Annotated in this window: 16 protein-coding genes; 2 read left to right on the forward strand and 14 right to left on the reverse strand. The window is 68.2% G+C overall.

The window, feature by feature from the left end; genetic code table 11:
- Positions 1-46: 46 nt before the first annotated feature.
- The 6 genes from G7A98_RS13870 to G7A98_RS13895 form a co-directional block, all read right to left on the reverse strand.
- The gene (locus tag G7A98_RS13870; RefSeq protein WP_163650278.1) at positions 47-2,908 is read right to left on the reverse strand and encodes a formate dehydrogenase subunit alpha; all 2,862 of its coding nucleotides are present in this window, start codon (positions 2,906-2,908) and stop codon (positions 47-49) included.
- A 33-nt stretch (positions 2,909-2,941) separates the two neighbouring features.
- On the reverse strand, positions 2,942-3,145 hold the full coding sequence (locus G7A98_RS13875; protein WP_163650279.1) for a twin-arginine translocation pathway signal: 204 nt from the start codon (positions 3,143-3,145) through the stop codon (positions 2,942-2,944).
- 61 nt (positions 3,146-3,206) lie between these two features.
- Complete coding sequence (locus G7A98_RS13880) at positions 3,207-3,887, reverse strand: molecular chaperone TorD family protein (protein WP_224420690.1); 681 nt, start codon at positions 3,885-3,887, stop codon at positions 3,207-3,209.
- A gap of 2 nt (positions 3,888-3,889) precedes the next feature.
- The gene (locus G7A98_RS13885) at positions 3,890-5,563 is read right to left on the reverse strand and encodes a 4Fe-4S binding protein (RefSeq protein ID WP_163650280.1); all 1,674 of its coding nucleotides are present in this window, start codon (positions 5,561-5,563) and stop codon (positions 3,890-3,892) included.
- A 189-nt stretch (positions 5,564-5,752) separates the two neighbouring features.
- On the reverse strand, positions 5,753-6,361 hold the full coding sequence (locus tag G7A98_RS13890; protein ID WP_163650281.1) for a DUF3306 domain-containing protein: 609 nt from the start codon (positions 6,359-6,361) through the stop codon (positions 5,753-5,755).
- A gap of 4 nt (positions 6,362-6,365) precedes the next feature.
- On the reverse strand, positions 6,366-6,791 hold the full coding sequence (locus G7A98_RS13895; protein ID WP_163650282.1) for a DUF3305 domain-containing protein: 426 nt from the start codon (positions 6,789-6,791) through the stop codon (positions 6,366-6,368).
- Between the two features lie 422 nt (positions 6,792-7,213).
- On the opposite strand from G7A98_RS13895, the gene G7A98_RS13900 reads away from it, so the two are divergent.
- Both G7A98_RS13900 and G7A98_RS13905 read left to right on the forward strand, forming a co-directional pair.
- Positions 7,214-8,104: a formate dehydrogenase accessory sulfurtransferase FdhD gene (locus G7A98_RS13900; RefSeq protein ID WP_163650283.1), complete on the forward strand. Its 891-nt coding sequence runs from the start codon at positions 7,214-7,216 to the stop codon at positions 8,102-8,104.
- Entirely contained in the window at positions 8,097-9,017 is a 921-nt protein-coding gene (locus tag G7A98_RS13905; RefSeq protein WP_163650284.1) for a helix-turn-helix transcriptional regulator, read from the forward strand. The genes G7A98_RS13900 and G7A98_RS13905 overlap by 8 nt, the downstream gene beginning before the upstream one ends.
- A gap of 21 nt (positions 9,018-9,038) precedes the next feature.
- On the opposite strand, the gene G7A98_RS13910 is transcribed toward G7A98_RS13905, so the two are convergent.
- The 8 genes from G7A98_RS13910 to paaK form a co-directional block, all read right to left on the reverse strand.
- Entirely contained in the window at positions 9,039-10,019 is a 981-nt protein-coding gene (locus G7A98_RS13910; protein ID WP_163650285.1) for an MDR family oxidoreductase, read from the reverse strand.
- Positions 10,020-10,070: 51 nt separating this feature from the next.
- Positions 10,071-10,703, reverse strand: coding sequence for a TetR/AcrR family transcriptional regulator (locus tag G7A98_RS13915; protein WP_163650286.1), 633 nt, complete (start codon positions 10,701-10,703; stop codon positions 10,071-10,073).
- An 89-nt stretch (positions 10,704-10,792) separates the two neighbouring features.
- The gene (gene paaE / locus G7A98_RS13920) at positions 10,793-11,872 is read right to left on the reverse strand and encodes a 1,2-phenylacetyl-CoA epoxidase subunit PaaE (protein ID WP_163650287.1); all 1,080 of its coding nucleotides are present in this window, start codon (positions 11,870-11,872) and stop codon (positions 10,793-10,795) included.
- 157 nt (positions 11,873-12,029) lie between these two features.
- Entirely contained in the window at positions 12,030-12,617 is a 588-nt protein-coding gene (gene paaD / locus G7A98_RS13925; protein ID WP_163650288.1) for a 1,2-phenylacetyl-CoA epoxidase subunit PaaD, read from the reverse strand.
- Positions 12,601-13,380 carry a 1,2-phenylacetyl-CoA epoxidase subunit PaaC gene (gene paaC / locus G7A98_RS13930; RefSeq protein ID WP_205596278.1) on the reverse strand — a complete coding sequence of 260 codons (780 nt, stop codon included), beginning with the start codon at positions 13,378-13,380 and terminating at the stop codon, positions 12,601-12,603. Before paaC ends, paaD begins: the two co-directional genes overlap by 17 nt.
- A 16-nt stretch (positions 13,381-13,396) precedes the next feature.
- The gene (paaB, locus tag G7A98_RS13935; RefSeq protein WP_163650289.1) at positions 13,397-13,678 is read right to left on the reverse strand and encodes a 1,2-phenylacetyl-CoA epoxidase subunit PaaB; all 282 of its coding nucleotides are present in this window, start codon (positions 13,676-13,678) and stop codon (positions 13,397-13,399) included.
- A 37-nt stretch (positions 13,679-13,715) separates the two neighbouring features.
- On the reverse strand, positions 13,716-14,705 hold the full coding sequence (gene paaA, locus G7A98_RS13940) for a 1,2-phenylacetyl-CoA epoxidase subunit PaaA (protein WP_163650290.1): 990 nt from the start codon (positions 14,703-14,705) through the stop codon (positions 13,716-13,718).
- Positions 14,706-14,987: 282 nt separating this feature from the next.
- On the reverse strand, positions 14,988-16,301 hold the full coding sequence (paaK, locus tag G7A98_RS13945; protein ID WP_205596279.1) for a phenylacetate--CoA ligase PaaK: 1,314 nt from the start codon (positions 16,299-16,301) through the stop codon (positions 14,988-14,990).
- Positions 16,302-16,333 lie beyond the last annotated feature (32 nt).

The raw sequence follows: 16,333 nt of genomic DNA on the forward strand, positions 1-16,333 counted from the left end.
CACCGGCGAGGCGCGTGGCCTCGCCGGTCTTTCAAGCGTCGTCGGTTCAGGCGGAGGCTTTCTCGATCCGGCACAGGGTGGCCTTGGTTTCCTGCATCTGCGTCACCCGGTCATAGCCGTAGGTGGTGGCCGTGTTGGCCGCCTCGCCGAGCACGTAGGGCCGCGCGCCTTCCGGGTACTTGTCGGCCAGGCTCTCGCCCTCGAAGACGCCGCCGAAGTGGAAGGGCATGAACGCCACGTCGCGTGCCACGCGCGGCGTCACCAGGGCCTTGACCTTGACCTTGCCGCCTTCCGGCCCGTAGACCCACACCGTGTCGTCGTTCTTGATCCCGAGGTCGTTGGCCTGGGCGGGGTTGATCTCGACGAACATCTCCTGCTGCAGCTCGGCGAGCCACGACATGGAGCGCGTCTCCTCGCCGCCGCCCTCGTACTCGACCAGGCGCCCGGAGGTGAGGATGATCGGGAACTCCTGGCTGACGTCCTTCTCCTGGATCGAGCTGTAGAGCGTCGGCAGGCGATAGAACGAGGCCACGTCGTCCCAGGTCGGGTAGTCCTTCACCAGGTCGCGGCGGTTGGTGTAGAGCGGCTCGCGATGCTTGGGAATCTCGTCCGGGAAGGTCCAGACGCGGCAGCGGGCCTTGGCGTTGCCGAACGGCGCACAGCCGTGCTCGATGGCCACGCGCTGGATACCGCCGGAGAGGTCGGTCTTCCAGTTCTTGCCGTCCGCGGCGGCCTTCTCTTCCGCGGTGAGGTCGTCCCACCAGCCCAGCTGCTTGAGCATGTCGGCGGTGAACTCGGGATAGCCGTCGTTGAGCTCGGAGCCCTTGCTGGCGACGCCGTCGGCCAGCAGGTTCTGGCCGTCGTACTCGACGCCGAAGCGGGCGCGGAAGGTGAGGCCGCCTTCCTTGACGGGCTTGCTCATGTCATAGAGTAGCGGCGTGCCGGGGTGCTTGAACTCGGCGGTGCCCCAGCAGGGCCACGGCAGGCCGTAGAACTCGCCGTCGGCGGGGCCGCCCTCGCCCTTGAGGGTGTCGAAGTTGAAGGTGTGCCAGTTCTGCTGGTGCTGGCGCAGGCGCTCCGGGCTCTGGCCGGTGTAGCCCACGGTCCACATGCCGGCGTTGATCTCGCGCAGCACGTCGTCGATGGCCGGCCGGTTGTTCTCGACGGCGATGTTGCGGGTGAACTCGTCGGCGAAGCCCAGCTTCCTGGACAGCAGGTACATGATCTCGTGGTCGGGCTTGGAGTCGAACATCGGTTCGATGACCTGATCCCGCCACTGGATGGAACGGTTGGTGGCCGTCACGCTGCCGGTGTTCTCGAACTGGGTGGCCGCCGGCAGCAGGTAGACGCCGTCGGTGCGGTCGTTCATGACGGCGGCGACCGTGGGATACGGGTCGACCACCACCATCAGCTCGAGCTGGCTCATGGCCTTCTTCATTTCCGGGCCGCGGGTCTGCGAGTTGACCGCGTGGCCCCAGTAGAACATGGCCTTGAGGCTGCTGCGCTGGGCGATGTTCGCGTCGTCCTCCAGCACGCCGTCGATCCAGCGCGAGACGGTGATGCCGTTGGAATGCATCGGCAGGTCGCCGTTGTACTCGGTCTGGTCGAAGCGGTTCTTGATCCACTCGTAGTCGAGGTTCCAGACCTTGGCCCAGTGGCGCCAGGCGCCTTCGCTCAAGCCGTAGTAGCCGGGCAGCGAGTGCGACATCAGTCCCAGGTCGGTGGCACCCTGGACGTTGTCGTGACCGCGGAAGATGTTGGCACCGCCGCCGGAGACGCCGATGTTGCCCAGCGCCAGCTCGAGGATGCAGTACGCGCGGGTGTTGTTGTTGCCGGTGGTGTGCTGGGTGCCGCCCATGCACCACACCACGCAGCCGGGGCGGTTCTCGCTGATGCGCCGGGCGACGTCGCGCATGTCGGCCTCGCCCACGCCGGTGATGCGCTCGACCACGTCGGGGGTGTACTGGGCCACTTCCTGGCGCACGTCGTCCATGCCGAACACGCGCTGCTCGATGTACTGGGTGTCTTCCCAGCCGTTCTCGAAGATGTGCCAGAGCAGGCCCCAGATGTAGGCGACGTCGGAGCCCGGGCGCAGCCGCACGTACTTGTCGGCCTTGGCGGCGGTACGGGTGAAGCGCGGGTCGACGACGATGACCTGGGCCTGGTTGCGCTCCTTGGCGTGCAGGATGTGCTGCATGGCCACCGGGTGCGCTTCGCTGGGGTTGGAGCCGATGAACAGGATCGCCTTGCTGAAGTGCATGTCGTTCAGCGAGTTGGTCATGGCACCGTAGCCCCAGGTGTTGGCCACGCCCGCCACGGTGGTGGAGTGGCAGATGCGTGCCTGGTGGTCGGTGTTGTTGGTGCCCCACAGCGCGGCCAGCTTGCGCATCAGGTAGGCCTGTTCGTTGTTGAACTTGGCCGAGCCCAGCCAGTAGACGCTGTCGGGGCCGTACTGGTCGCGCAGCTCCAGCACCTTGTCGCCGATCTCGCTGATCGCCTGGTCCCACTCGAGGCGCTGCCACTTGCCGTCGACCAGCTTCATCGGGTACTTCAGGCGCCGGGTGGAGTGGCCGTGCTCGCGCAGCGAGGCGCCCTTGGCGCAGTGCGCGCCGCGGTTGATGGGGTGGTCGAAGGCGGGTTCCTGGCCGGTCCAGACGCCGTTCTGCACCTGGGCATAGACGCCGCAGCCCACCGAGCAGTGCGAGCAGATGGTGCGCTTGGTTTCGACCGGCGCATCGGAGTAGGCGGTCTTTTCCTGGGCGGAGGCGGCTTTCATCATGCCCTGGCCCATGAAGCCGGCCGCCGCGAGGCCGCCGGTAGCCACGCCGCTGCGCTGCAGGAACTGGCGGCGGCTGATGCCCAGCCCATCCTGGCCGGTGGGCTGGGAGGATTTTCGAGTCAATCGCATGGTGGGGTCCTCGATTCCGGTTCCGACGACCGTTCAGTCGCGCAGGGTGGCGTAGAACGCCTTGATGTGGTCGGTTTCACGGTATTTCGTTTCCTGGCCGTCGGGCGTGTCCGACTCGTCCGACTGGGCCTGGGCCAGGGTGACGTGACCCACGGCCACCGCCGCACCGGCGGTAGCCGTGCCAATGCCGATGTTGCGCAGGAAGCGACGCCGGGCGGGGCTGTTCGGCTCTTTCATGGGGCAACTCCTTGGTTCATTGCGTACCGGGTATCGCCGTTCGAGCGGCGGTGTACGGGGTTCATGAATCGCCGGCCTCGTCGTCGGACGAGGCGGCGGAGGGCGAAACCATCACGACCCGGGTGTCGGGGTCGAGAGGCAGCTGAGCATTCTCGCGGGCGAGGAAGGCCTCGCCCAGCGCGCCGACGCCGGCGTAGAACGGCGACTCGACGCGGGCCAGGTCCTGCATGAAGCGCAGCGCCCAGGGGCTGAGGTGACGCTGGAAGAAGCCCGCCTGGGCGGCGTCGCCGGCGTCGATGAGCATGGCCATCACCTCGCACATCGCCGAGAAGTGATCCTCGGGCTCCTTGACGTGCTCGGCGCGCTCGAAGCCCAGCCGGGCGAGGTCCTGACGCAGCGCGACCAGCGGCATCTCCATCAGCGAACCGGTCAGGTACCAGGAGGCGTAGGGCACCAGTTCGCCCTGGATGACGCCGACGAACAGGCCGAAGTGGACGTCGTGCAGGGACTCGACCCGGGCATGGCGAGCGGCCAGCGACAGCGAGGCCCAGTGGCGCTTGAGCGGCGAATTCTCGTCATCCGGCTCGAGGCCGGCGAGGAAGTCCAGCAGTTCGGCGTTGGGGGTCTCGCGGACCAGGCGTGCCAGCAGCCGGTAGATATCGGCGCGCAGGGCGTTGCGCTCCGCGGCTTCCGTGCTCGGGACGGTGGCGTCGGCCATGGCGAGGGACTCGGGCGTTGTCATGGTCACACCTTCAGCTGAGCATTGGGGTCACGCGCCAGGTCATGCCAGATGTCCTTGACGCGGCAGTCCTCGCACATCTCCAGGCGCTTGATGGCATCGCCGGCGAAGTACGGGTGCGCGGCCAGCTTCTCCTTGATCGAGGCAATGGTGCTGGCGGTGGCGAAGGCCTTGCCGCAGCTGATGCACTCGAAGGGGGCCTCTTCCTTGACCGTCTCGACACGGTGGCGCGCCTCGGGCGTGGCCAGGAACCCCGGCTCGAGCTGGATGACCTGTTCCGGACAGGCGCTCTCGCACAGGCCGCACTGCACGCAGGCGCTTTCCTGGAAGTGCAGGCTCGGCGTGTCCCCGGCGGTGGAGAGCGCCCGGGTCGGGCAGACCGCCACGCAGGCCATGCACAGCGTGCAGTGGTCGGCGTCGATGGCCAGCGTGCCGAAGGGCGCGCCCTCGGGCATCGTCACCCGCGCCTCGGCGGGCGTGGCGTGGGCGGCGAGGAAGTCGAGGACGGCGTTGAGCGCCTCGCGCTTGGCGGTGGGGCGCTCGCCCTCCAGGCGGCCGGCCAGCGGCGTCAGGATCGGCAGGGCATCGCGGGCCGCGGTGTCGCCGTCGGCGATCAGGGTCAGGCGGCGCGTGTCGTGGCCCAGTGCCTCGAGCAGGGCGCGGGCCTGGGCGTACTGGTCGCGGACCAGTCGCGCCAGCGACGGCGGCAGGTCGTCGCGCAGCACCACCCGCACCTCCCCGGCGCCGCGGGCGAGGGCACCCAGCCAGTGGTCGAGCCCGGCGGCGCCGATCTCCTCGAGGGGGATATCGAGCACATGGCCCGCGGTCGTGTCGGTCTCGGCGCCATGGGCTTCCTGGTCGAGGAAGCGCACCACCGCCGTCTCGCCGCCCTCGGCGTGATAGGTCGCCAGCAGGCGGGCGATGTAGGCGTCCAGGCTTTCCGGGGCGGGCAGGGCGTAACGGATGGCGCCGGTGGGGCACACGCTGGTGCAGCTGCCCGCGCCGTGACAGCGGAACGGGTCGATGACGATCTCCTGCTTGAGGCTCGAGATCGCATCGGCCGGGCACACCTCGAGACAGCGGGTGCAGCCGGTCTGGCCGCGGCCGGCATGGGCGCAGAGGTCGCTGTCGATCTGGAAGTAGCGCGGCTTCTCGAAGTCGCCGACGCACTCGCGCAGCGCCGCCAGGGCATCCGCCAGGGGCATGTCCGTGCCGGCGCGCGTCCCGACACGATAGTAGCCGGGTGGCGGCAGGTCGTGTCCCAGCAGCGGCGGGGTGCCCAGGTCGAGCACGGCGTCGAAATGATCGCGGCCGATGGTCGCCCGGGCCAGCGACTCCCCGCCGTCGCGGGCGGTCAGGTGAAAGGCGCCCAGGTGGCCCGCAAGCTGCGGTGCGGCGCAGGCGACGGCATGGGCGCCGGGAATGTCGGCGACCGTGTTCCGTGCCGCGTGGCGGGTCGCGACCAGGGTGAGGCTGGCGAGTTCGCTGTCGGCGAGCGCCCGGGCGGCCGGGCCGATCGCCTCGGCCGGGCCGACGAGGGCCACATGACCGTGGCTGGTGTAGCTCACGGTGGCGGGGGCCAGGTTGCGCGGCCAGGACACCTGTTGCAGGGCGGCCTCGCGGGCGGCGGCATTGCGGGCGTCGTCGTTCAGCGCCCGCGTATCGATGAACTGGGGCATGTCACCTCATCAGCGTGTCGGTCTTGCCACGGTCTTGTGCCTGCCACACGGGTGGCGGCGGCCCGATCTGCGTCGGGTCCGGTTATCTGGCGTTTTCCATTGCAGGCGGGGTTCCCATTCCCGCTGCAAACGAAGGGGGGACCGGGCAAGATATGGGAGTGTTTCGGGCCCGCCGGTCGTGCGTGTGGGTCAAGTTGACTCACTCGGATGCCGGACTGGGTCATTTGGTGTCGTTTCGTCACCATCGGCCGGCGCGGTGGCCTGCGTGGTCGAGGCTGTCCGCTCGGCTGCTTCATCGGCCGCCTCGTCGGCCGCCTCGTCGGTGGACTCGGCGAGAGGCTCGTCGTCGGTCGCCTCGGCCGCCGTTTCGGAGGCGGCGGGGGGCGTCTGCGGTTCGGCCTGTTCGGCATCGCGGCGCAGCCACTGGCGGATGCGTTCACCGGCTTCCGGCGCCAGGCTCTTCAGGGTCGTGTAGTCGTCGTCGTAGTCGTTGAGGCCGTCGCGCACGTTGTAGTTGCCGACCTTGAACAGGCGCCGCAGCGCGCGTCGCTTGAGCAGGTCGCCGACGCCGGGCAGCAGGAAGGCGCGGAAGTCGTCGCCGGCGCCGAGCGTGTCGGGGTCGGGTAGCTGCTCGTCCAGTGGACGCTGCGGGTCGTAGCCGGGAATCAGCGCGGCGGCACCGGTCGGGGCGGCGTCGGTTTCCTCGGTTGTCGCGTCCGGCGTTGTTTCATCGGTCGGGGCGGGGGGTTCCTCGCCCTGGCTGCGCTTGCGCTGCGACCAGCGGTTCATGAAGCTCATGGCGTCACTCCTGACGCGCGCGGCCGGCACCCGCGCGCTTCTTCTTGCGTCCGGCATCGATGCGTTCGCCGTGGCGTGCCAGGTAGGCCTCGATCCAGGCATGAATCGCCGGCGGCATGGGGGCGTCGAGGACCTGCGTCTCGCCGTCCATCCAGTTGGCGGCGACCTCCTGGCTGGCGGTGACCTCGCGCGGTGTCAGGGTGTCGTCGCCGGCCTCGCAGCGCACGAACAGCCGCGGCTGGCGGGACTCGAGGTTGAAGCGATAGGCCGTGCGCTCGGTGAGGAACAGCGTCAGCGGCAGCACATGCGGGCCGCGGTCGTGACAGCCCAGGGCGGTGATGTGCCAGGACCGGGACGTGAAGCCCTTGATCTCGCGGGTCCGGCAGGTCAGCTCGAGGCTGACGTGTCGCAGGTTGTCGTCGGTCGCCATGGGGGTGCTGGCCTCCTGGTTGCGGGGATCCTGTGCTGTCGGGGCTGGCGGGTTGCCGTGCGCCAACGTGCCGCAATTGCTTGCAAGCGCCGTGCCTGACGGTGCGGGAAACCCGTCGGAGCGGGCCTGTCCGGTCAGGGTAATCGTCGTTGTCCCCGGCAAGGGCGCCGGGGACAGGTCGAAGAGGGGGTCCTACGCCATGGCCGGAAAGTGTTCCTTTCCATTCCGGCATTTCCGCCATCCATGGCGGTCAGATGGCGTAGGTAGCGCCCATGGAGGGGTCCACAGCGCCCCCTCGTAGACCTGTCGGCGGATCAGCCCTTGGCGGCACTAACCGCGAGGGCTCTGCCTGCCCGGGGATTTTGCTTGCGCAGGTCGGTGGCGCTTTGAGTATCCTGTCGGCAAACCGAAAGGAGCAACGCATGGCCACTATCGTGTTGAGCCGGGCGCGCAGGCCGACCACGGTCGAGATCACCGTGACCGATGAGTACGGCGAGCCGCGTCGCCAGGCGATCGCCGCCGAGCGGGCGCTGACCGTGTACCTGAATCGCCGCGAGATCGTCACCCTGATGACGCTGGGGGCCGAGCCGGAAGCGCTGGTGCTGGGCTACCTGCGCAATCAGGGGCTGCTGACCCGCGCCGAGGACGTCGAGGTGCTGCAGGTGGACTGGGACGTGGAGGCCGCGGCGGTGGTCACCCGGGCGCTGCCCGAGGATCTCGATGACCGGCTGGCACAGCGCACGGTGACCACCGGCTGCGGGCAGGGCACGGTGTTCGGGCGCCTGCTGGACGCCACCGACCTGAACCCGTTGCCGCGCACGCCGCTGTCACAGTCGGTGCTGTATCGCCTGCTCGAGAACCTCAAGGCGTTCAACGAGACCTACCGCAATGCAGGGGCCGTGCACGGCTGCGCGCTGTGCCGTCAGGATCGCGTGCTGGGCTTCGTCGAGGACGTGGGGCGGCACAACGCGGTGGATACCCTCGCCGGCCGGCAGTGGCTGGCGGCGCTGGGCGAGGGCCCGGCCGAGGACGCCGAGCTGGGCGAGGCGGACATCTTCTATACCACCGGGCGGCTGACCTCCGAGATGGTGCTCAAGGTGGCGCAGATGGGCATCAGCGTGCTGGTGTCGCGCTCGGGCATGACCCAGAAGGGCGTCGAGCTGGCGCGGCGCTTCGGTGTGCTGCTGGTGGCACGGGCCAAGGGGCGCCACTTCCAGGTCGTCGACGACCAGTCGCGGCTGCGCCTCGATGCCGTGCCGGCGCCGCGGCCGGGGGATCGTTCATCACGCCGTGCAAGGGGCGCCGATGAGTGAGACCGTCGCCTCGCCGTTTCTGACCGTGCATCAGGTCGCCGAACTGCTGCACCTCAACGAGAAGAAGATCTACCAGCTGGCCAGCGAGGGCGCGATTCCCTCCACCAAGGTCACCGGCAAGTGGCTGTTCCCCCGGCGGCTGGTGGAGCAGTGGATCCTGGAGTCCTGCCACCACGGCGTGCTGGCGGATCGCCTGATGATCACCGGCAGCGATGACCCGCTGCTGGCGGCGCTGATCATGCGTCTCAACCAGCGCCAGCAGGCCCAGGCCTTCTACGGCTACAGCGTGACCGGCACCCAGCTGGGGCTGTCGCTCCTCTCCCAGGGGCGCGCCGATGCCTGCGGCATCCACTGGGGGCGCGCCGAGGAGAGCGAACTGCGTCATCCGGCGCTGGTGCGCAGCCACAGCGGCTACCGCAACTGGGTGCTGGTGCGCCTGTTCCGTCGCAGCCAGGGGCTGATCATCCGCGCCGAGGACCGTCATCAGCCGCATGACCCCTCGGGGCTGTTCGGCGCCGGCCGCCGCTGGGTGGTACGCCAGGAGGGCGCCGGCGGGCAGCGCTTCCTGAAGGAGTGGCTGGCCGGCCACCAGCTGCGTCCCGAGCAGCTCAACACCCAGGCCATCGCCTACAGCGAGCGGGAGACGGCGTCGCTGATCGCCCGCCACGAGGCCGACATCGGGCCGGGCACGCTGTCGGCGGCCAACGAGTTCGGGCTGGGGTTCATCCCCATCACCGAGGAGGCGTTCGACCTGGTGACGCCGCGCAACGTGTATTTCCGCTCCCTGCTGCAGCAGATGTTCGACTACCTGCACGACCCCGCCGGGCTGACCCTGGCCCAGTCGCTGGGCGGCTACGACCTGAGCGAGTGCGGCAAGCTGCTGTGGCGCGGCGACGACGTCCAGCACACCTGACCCGGGCCGTGGCGTGCCGGGTCAGTCCAGTGTGACCACCAGGCGGCCGCGCACGCGCCCGGCCAGCAGTTCGTCGGCCTGGGCAATGGCCTCGTCCAGGCCGATGGTGCGGGTGATGGCGTCCAGCGACTCCGCCGGCAGCAGCTCGCCCAGCCGACGCCAGGCCTCGAGACGCACCTCGCGCGGCTGCATCACGCTGTCGATGCCCGCCAGGGTGACGCCGCGCAGGATGAAGGGGGCGACCGTGGCGGGCAGGTCCATGCCCTGGGCGAGACCGCAGGCCGCTACCGCGCCGCCATAGCGGGTGGCGGCCAGCACGTTGGCCAGAGTGTAGCTGCCTACCGCGTCGACGGCGCCCGCCCAGCGCTCGCGGGCCAGCGGGCGGCCGGGGTCGGACAGCGTGCGCCGGTCGATCAGTTCCTGTGCCCCCAGCGACTTCAGGTAGTCGGCTTCCTCGGGGCGGCCGGTGGAGGCCACCACGGCATAGCCCAGCCGGTTGAGCAGCGTGATGGCGTAGCTGCCCACGCCGCCGCTGGCGCCGGTCACCAGGATCTCGCCGCTTTCCGGCGTCACGCCCTGGCGCTCGAGCGCCATGACCGAGAGCATCGCCGTGTAGCCGGCGGTGCCGATGGCCATGCACTGGCGGGCGTTGAAGGCGGCTGGGCGCGGGATCAGCCAGTCGCCGCTCAACCGGGCCTTCTCGGCCAGCCCGCCCCAGTGCTTCTCGCCGACGCCCCAGCCGTTGAGGACCACCGCGTCGCCGGGGCGGTAGTCGGGGTGGCTCGACGCCTCGACGGTGCCCGCCAGGTCGATCCCCGGCACCATGGGGAACTCGCGCACCACCGACCCCTTGCCGGTGATCGCCAGGGCGTCCTTGTAGTTGAGGGTGCTGCATTCGACCCGCACGGTCACGTCGCCGTCCGGCAGGCGGGCCTCGTCCAGCGTCTCGAGCGTGGCCTGCTGGCCGTTGTCGGTCTTGTCGATCAGGATGGCCTTGAACATGCGGTTGTCTCCTTTTGGACCGGGCGTCTAGTCGGTGGCCTGAAAAAACGCCTAGCGGGGCAGCCCCGCCAGGAAGTGAGTGACGAAGGCGTCCAGCGGCCAGGCATCGGCCTCGAGCCGGGCACGCATGACGGCGCCTTCCCAGCCGATCCAGAAGGCCTCGGCGAGTCTTTCGCAGTCGGCGCGGGGCGACAGCTCGCCGGCATCCTGGGCCTCCCGCAGGCAGCGGGCCAGGCGCTGCTGCCAGTCCGCCAGGGTGTCGCGCAGCCACTGGCGGTAGTCGTCCGACAGCCCGCCGACCTCCTGGCCGAGATTGCCCACCAGGCAGCCGCGGCGAAAGTCGTGGCGCGCCATGCCGGCCCGGGCATCGCCGACGAAGGCCTCGATGCGGCGCAGCGGCGTCAGCTCGGGATTGGTCAGGTGGCGGTCGAGCTTGCGGGCGAAGTACTGCCCGTAATGCTCCATGACCGCGCGACCGAAGGCCTCCTTGCTGGAAAAGTAGTAGTAGAAGGAGCCCTTGGGCACGCCGACGCGCTTCAAGATGCCGTCGATACCGGAGACCGCGAAGCCCTGCTCGGTGAGCACTTCGGTGCCGCTGCGGATCAGCGCGGCCCGGGTATCGGGGTCGTCGCGGGGCGTTCTGGGCGGCCGCCCGCGGCGGGGCGGGGATGCGGTTCGTGTCATGTCCGAGAATATAGACCGGTCGTCTAGTGGGGTCAACGTCATGGCCGGCTAGGCGGTCTTGAGCCGGCTCCGTGGTGGAGCCAGCCGGTTCAGTGGTCGAAGTTCAGGATCACCGTGTCGCTGACCGGGCGGCACTGGCAGCTGAGCACCAGGCCAGCCTCGATCTCGTAGTCCTCGAGGGCGTAGTTGGCGTACATCTCGACCTCGCCTTCCTCGACCTTGGCCAGGCAGGTGGAGCAGACCCCGGCCTGACACGAGAAGGGCAGCTCGGCGCCGTGCGCGTTGCCGGCCTCTAGGATGCTCTCGCCGTCGCGGGGCATCTCGAAGGCGAGGCGGCGACCATCAATCATCACCTCGACCCGGGCCTGGTCGACATCGACCTGACCGACCCCCGTGGCCTGGCGTGGTCTGCTGCCGGCGGTGGGCAGCGTCGTGCCGAACAGCTCGCGATGGATGCGCTCGCCGGCCAGGCCATGGGCCTTCAGGGCGTCGCGGGCCTGTTCGGTCATCTCCAGCGGACCGCACAGGAAGGCGGCCTCCAGTCCCTTGACGTCGACCCAGCGGTCGAACAGGGCGTGACACTTGCCGGCGTCGATCCGGCCGTTGTAGAGGTCAATCTCCTGCTCCTCGCGACTGAAGATGTAGACCAGGTTGAGGCGCTCGAGGTAGCGATCCTTGAGGCCCTGCAGGCGGTCACGGAACAGGGTGCCGGCGGTGGAGCGGTTGCCGTAGAGCAGGGTGAAGCGGCTCCGGGGCTCCACCTCCAGGGTGGTAGCGATGATCGACAGGATCGGCGTGATGCCGCTGCCTGCGGCCACGGCCAGGTAGTGGCCCTGACGCGCGGGATCCAGCGAGGTGTGGAAGCGCCCCTGGGGCGGCATCACCTCGAGGGTGTCACCCACGGCGAGGGACTGGTTGGCGAAGGTCGAGAAGCGCCCCTCCGGCACCCGCTTGACCGCCACCCGGATCTCGTTGTCCAGGGTGCCGGTACAGATCGAGTAGGAGCGACGGATCTCCTCGCCGTCGATCTCGCGGCGCAGGGTCAGATACTGGCCCTGGGTGAAGCGGAAGGTGTCCTTCAGTTCGTCGGGAATGGCGAAGGCGATGGACACGGCATCCCGGGTTTCCTGGCGAACGTCCTGCACGGTCAAGGTATGGAAGCGGCTCATAGTCATCTCTCGTTGATCAAGCGCTTTGGGAGCGCGGAAGAAATCGCCGAGCGGGATGAAGCGCCAGGCGCACGGAGCGCAGAAACCGGAGCCTATGGGGTATAGGTGAGGCTTTCGAGCACCGCGCAACGCAGCGATTCGCCCGCGCAGGCATTTCTCATAGGCACTTGAAGTAGTCGAAGGGCTCCAGACAGCTCACACAGCGATACAACGCCTTGCAGGCGGTGGAGCCGAACTCGCTGACCGGCTCGGTGTGCTCGCTGCCGCACTGCGGGCAGGCCACGACCGGGGCCTCGCCGTGCCGGCCACGCGCGCCCGACGGCGGCGCGATACCGAAGGCGCGCAGCTTCTCGCGGCCCTGGTCGGTGATCCAGTCGGTGGTCCAGGCCGGCGACAGGCGCCGCTCGATGCGCGGGTCGGGGTAGCCGGCGATCACCAGCGCCTCGTGGATCTGCGCCTCGATGGTCTCGGTGGCCGGGCAGCCGGAGTAGGTCGGGGTGACCCCGACGTGCAGCCGGCCCGCGTGCCAGGCGATCTCGCGCACGATCCCCAGTTCGACCACGCTGACCGCCGGGACCTCCGGGTCCAGCACCTCCTGCAGCACGGCGCGCACGGCATCGACATCGCCCTCGGCGCCGGCCGGGGGCAGTCCCCGGCGGTCGGTGCCGATCAGGTCGCTGGCGGGCCAGTCGAAGACCGGCGCGGGCCGTGGGTTGTCAGACACGGGGTTACCAGACATGCGCATCGGGATAGGCCCTCGGCAGGAACTGCATTTCCGCAAGCAGGTAGCCCAGATGCTCGGTGTGATGGCCCACCGTGCCGCCGGTGTACATCCAGCTGTCCTGGGGTGGCATCGTCAGCGTGGCCTGTTCGAGCACCTCGCCGACCCGGGCCTGCCAGCGACTGGCCAGGCGCTCGCTGTCGGGGGCGATATCCGCCTCGTGCAGGGCCGCGTCGCCCTCGCCGGCCTGCACCAGCTCGCCGGTGAAGCGCCACAGCCTGTCGAGGGCGCGCTGCATGCGGGCGTGACTCTCTTCGGTGCCGTCGCCCAGGCGAATCATCCACTGGGACGAGCGGCGCAGGTGGTAGGTGACCTCCTTGAGCGACTTGGCGGCGATCTCCTGGATACGCGGGTCGCGGGCTTCGGCCAGTGCCTCGAGGACCGGGTGATGCCAGGCGTCGAACAGGAACTGGCGCACCATGACCTCGGCGAAGTCGCCGTTGGGCTGTTCGGTGATCAGCAGGTTGCGGAAGTCCGGAGCGTCGCGACGGAAGGCCAGGTCGTCGGCATCGCGGCCCTGCCCCTCCAGCTCGGCGGCATAGCCGAGCCAGTGGCGGGCCTGGCCGAACAGGTCGAGCCCCACATTCATCAGCGCCAGCTCCTCTTCCAGGGCCGGCGCCTTGCCGCACAGTTCGGCATGGCGCTGGCCGAGGATCAGGGCGCTGTCACCGAGGCGCAGCAAGTAGTCGATCAGCGGTGTCTGTGTCAGTTGTGACAGGTTCTGCATGGTCTCACCCCTTACATTACATATGGCCGACTTCGCTGGGCAGCTCATAGAAGGAGGCGTGGCGGTAGACCTTGTCATTGGCCGGGTCGAACAGCGGCTCACGCTCGTCGGGGGAAGATGCGGTGATCGCGCTGGCCGGAACGACCCACAGGCTCACGCCTTCGCTGCGGCGGGTGTAGAGCTCGCGGGCGTTGTCGAGCGCCATCCGGCGGTCGGCGGCATGCACGCTGCCGACATGCTTGTGGTTCAGGCCGTGCTTGCTGCGCACGAAGACTTCGAAGAGCGGCCAGTCTGCCATGGTGAATTCCTCTTGATGGATGCAGTGAATCGGTCGTTCAGGCGGCCTGTGAAGGGGCGTGCTTGGCGGCGTGGACCCGGGCGGCCTCGCGTACCCAGGCGCCGTCGTCGATGGCGCGGCGACGCGCCTCGATGCGCTCCCGGTTGCAGGGGCCCTTGCCCTGAACCACGTCGAAGAACTCCTGCCAGTCGATCTCGCCGAAGTCGTAGTGGCCGGTGTCGGGGTTCCACTTGAGGTCCGGGTCCGGGGCGGTGCAGCCCAGTAGCTCCAGTTGCGGCACGGTCTGGTCGAGGAAGCGCTGGCGCAGCTCGTCGTTGGTGTGGCGCTTGATCTTCCAGGCCATCGATTGGGCGCTGTTGGGCGAGGCGGCGTCGGAGGGCCCGAACATCATCAGCGCCGGCCACCAGAAGCGGTTGATGGAGTCCTGCACCATCGCCTTCTGCGCGTCGGTGCCCTCGCGCATCAGGGTCAGCAGGATCTGGTAGCCCTGGCGCTGATGGAAGCTCTCTTCCTTGCAGACTCGGATCATGGCGCGTGAGTAGGGGCCATAGGAGGTGCGCTGCAGCGGCACCTGATTGACGATCGCCGCACCATCGACCAGCCAGCCGATGGTGCCCATATCCGCCCAGTTGAGGGTGGGATAGTTGAAGATGCTCGAGTACTTGGCGCGGCCGTCGTGGAGCTTGGCGATTTCTTCGTCGCGATCGGCGCCCAGGGTCTCCATGGCACTGTACAGGTAGAGCCCGTGGCCGGCCTCGTCCTGGATCTTGGCCATCAGCTGCAGCTTGCGCTTGAGGCTCGGCGCCCGGGTCAGCCAGTTGCCTTCCGGCAGCATGCCGACCACCTCGGAGTGGGCGTGCTGGGAGATCTGGCGGATCAGCGTCTTGCGATAGGCCTCCGGCATCCAGTTCTTGGCCTCGATCTTGATCTCGGCGTCGATGCGCTCCTGGAATTGGCGCTCTTCGGGACTCATCTCGTCGAGGGTCCTGAGTTGTCGGGTACCGGTCTCGACCAGTTGGGCGTACATGGTGACCTCCGCGTCGTCGGCGTTCGGGGAAATCCCGTTTCTTGGATGCTGATTCGAGTATAGTGACACAAAAATTTTTATCAATTCTGTTTTTAATGTGTCGCTTTATACCTTGGGATAAGGTTGCCGGTTTTGATGCCGATGGGTTCGGAATTTAAGGTTTAACTTATTATTTTATAAGATTTTATTGTCAGGTCTGTCGGAGGGGTATGGAGAAAGGGTGGATACTGAAGACACAAAAAAGCCCCCTTTAGGGGGCTTTAATGAGTCATTATTGTCGGCTCAGCGGAGGTCCTTGACCCGCCTGGCCTTGCCGACCGAGCGCATGACCTCCTCGACGCCGCACACCTCGACCCGGGTGCTGATGCCCACATAGGTCTTGACGGCGTGCTGCAGCTCGCCGGCGAGCTGTTCGCAGAGCACCGGGTCGCGGGCGATGTCGTTGCTGGCGGCCTCGACCCGGATCTGCACCATGTCCAGATTGCCCTGGCGGCTGACCTCGATCTCGTAGTGGGGGGTGAGGGCCTCGATCGTGAGCAGCTGCTCCTCGATCTGGGTGGGGAAGACGTTGACCCCGCGGATGATCAGCATGTCGTCGCTGCGCCCGGTGATCTTGTCGATGCGCCGCATCGGCCGTGCAGTACCCGGCAGCAGCCGGGTCAGGTCACGGGTGCGGTAGCGGATGATCGGCAGGGCCTCCTTGGTCAGTGAGGTAAATACCAGCTCGCCATACTCGCCATCAGGCAGCACCTCCCCGGTCGCCGGATCGATGATCTCGGGATAGAAATAGTCTTCCCAGAGAGTGGGGCCGTCCTTGGTCTCCAGGCATTCCATGCCCACGCCGGGGCCAATCACTTCGGAGAGGCCATAGATGTCCAGGGCGTCGATGCCCAGGCGCTGTTCCAGGGTGGCGCGCATGCTGTCGGTCCAGGGTTCGGCACCGAAGATGCCCAGGCGCAGCGGCAACTCCCTGGGATCGATGCCCTGGCGCTCGATCTCGTCGGCGATATTGAGCATGTAGGAGGGGGTGGCCATGATGATATCAGCCTGAAAGTCGCGCAGCAGCTGGACCTGTTTCTCAGTCTGGCCGCCGGACATGGGCACCACGCTGCAGCCCAGGCGTTCGGCACCATAGTGGGCGCCCAGCCCGCCGGTGAACAGGCCGTAACCGAAGGCGTTTTGGAGCGTGTCCTCGGGGCGGCCGCCGCCGGCGCGGATCGAGCGCGCCACGACGTCGGCCCAGACGTTGATGTCATTTTGGGTGTAGCCGACCACGGTGGGCTGGCCGGTGGTGCCGCTGGAGGCGTGGATTCGCACGATATCGCGCTTGGGCACGGCGAACAGGCCGAAGGGGTAGTGGTTGCGCAGGTCGGCCTTGGTGGTGAAGGGCAGCTTGGCCAGGTCCTCCAGGTGCTGGATATCCTCGGGGTGGAGACCGGCGGTATCGAAGGCCTGACGGTAGAAGGGCACGTGGTCATAGGCGTGCTTGAGCGACCACTTCAGGCGCTTGAGCTGGGTAGCGCGCAGCTCGTCGATGCTGGCGGTCTCCAGGGGATCCAGGGCGGCCAGGGGGCGGACGGCGTTGGCGTTCATCATGAGGAGCTCCTGATACTTGTAGGCTTGTTGTG

Origin of the sequence: Modicisalibacter sp. 'Wilcox', assembly GCF_010993675.1 — a bacterium.
In the GTDB taxonomy this organism is placed as follows: Bacteria; Pseudomonadota; Gammaproteobacteria; order Pseudomonadales; family Halomonadaceae; genus Modicisalibacter; species Modicisalibacter tunisiensis.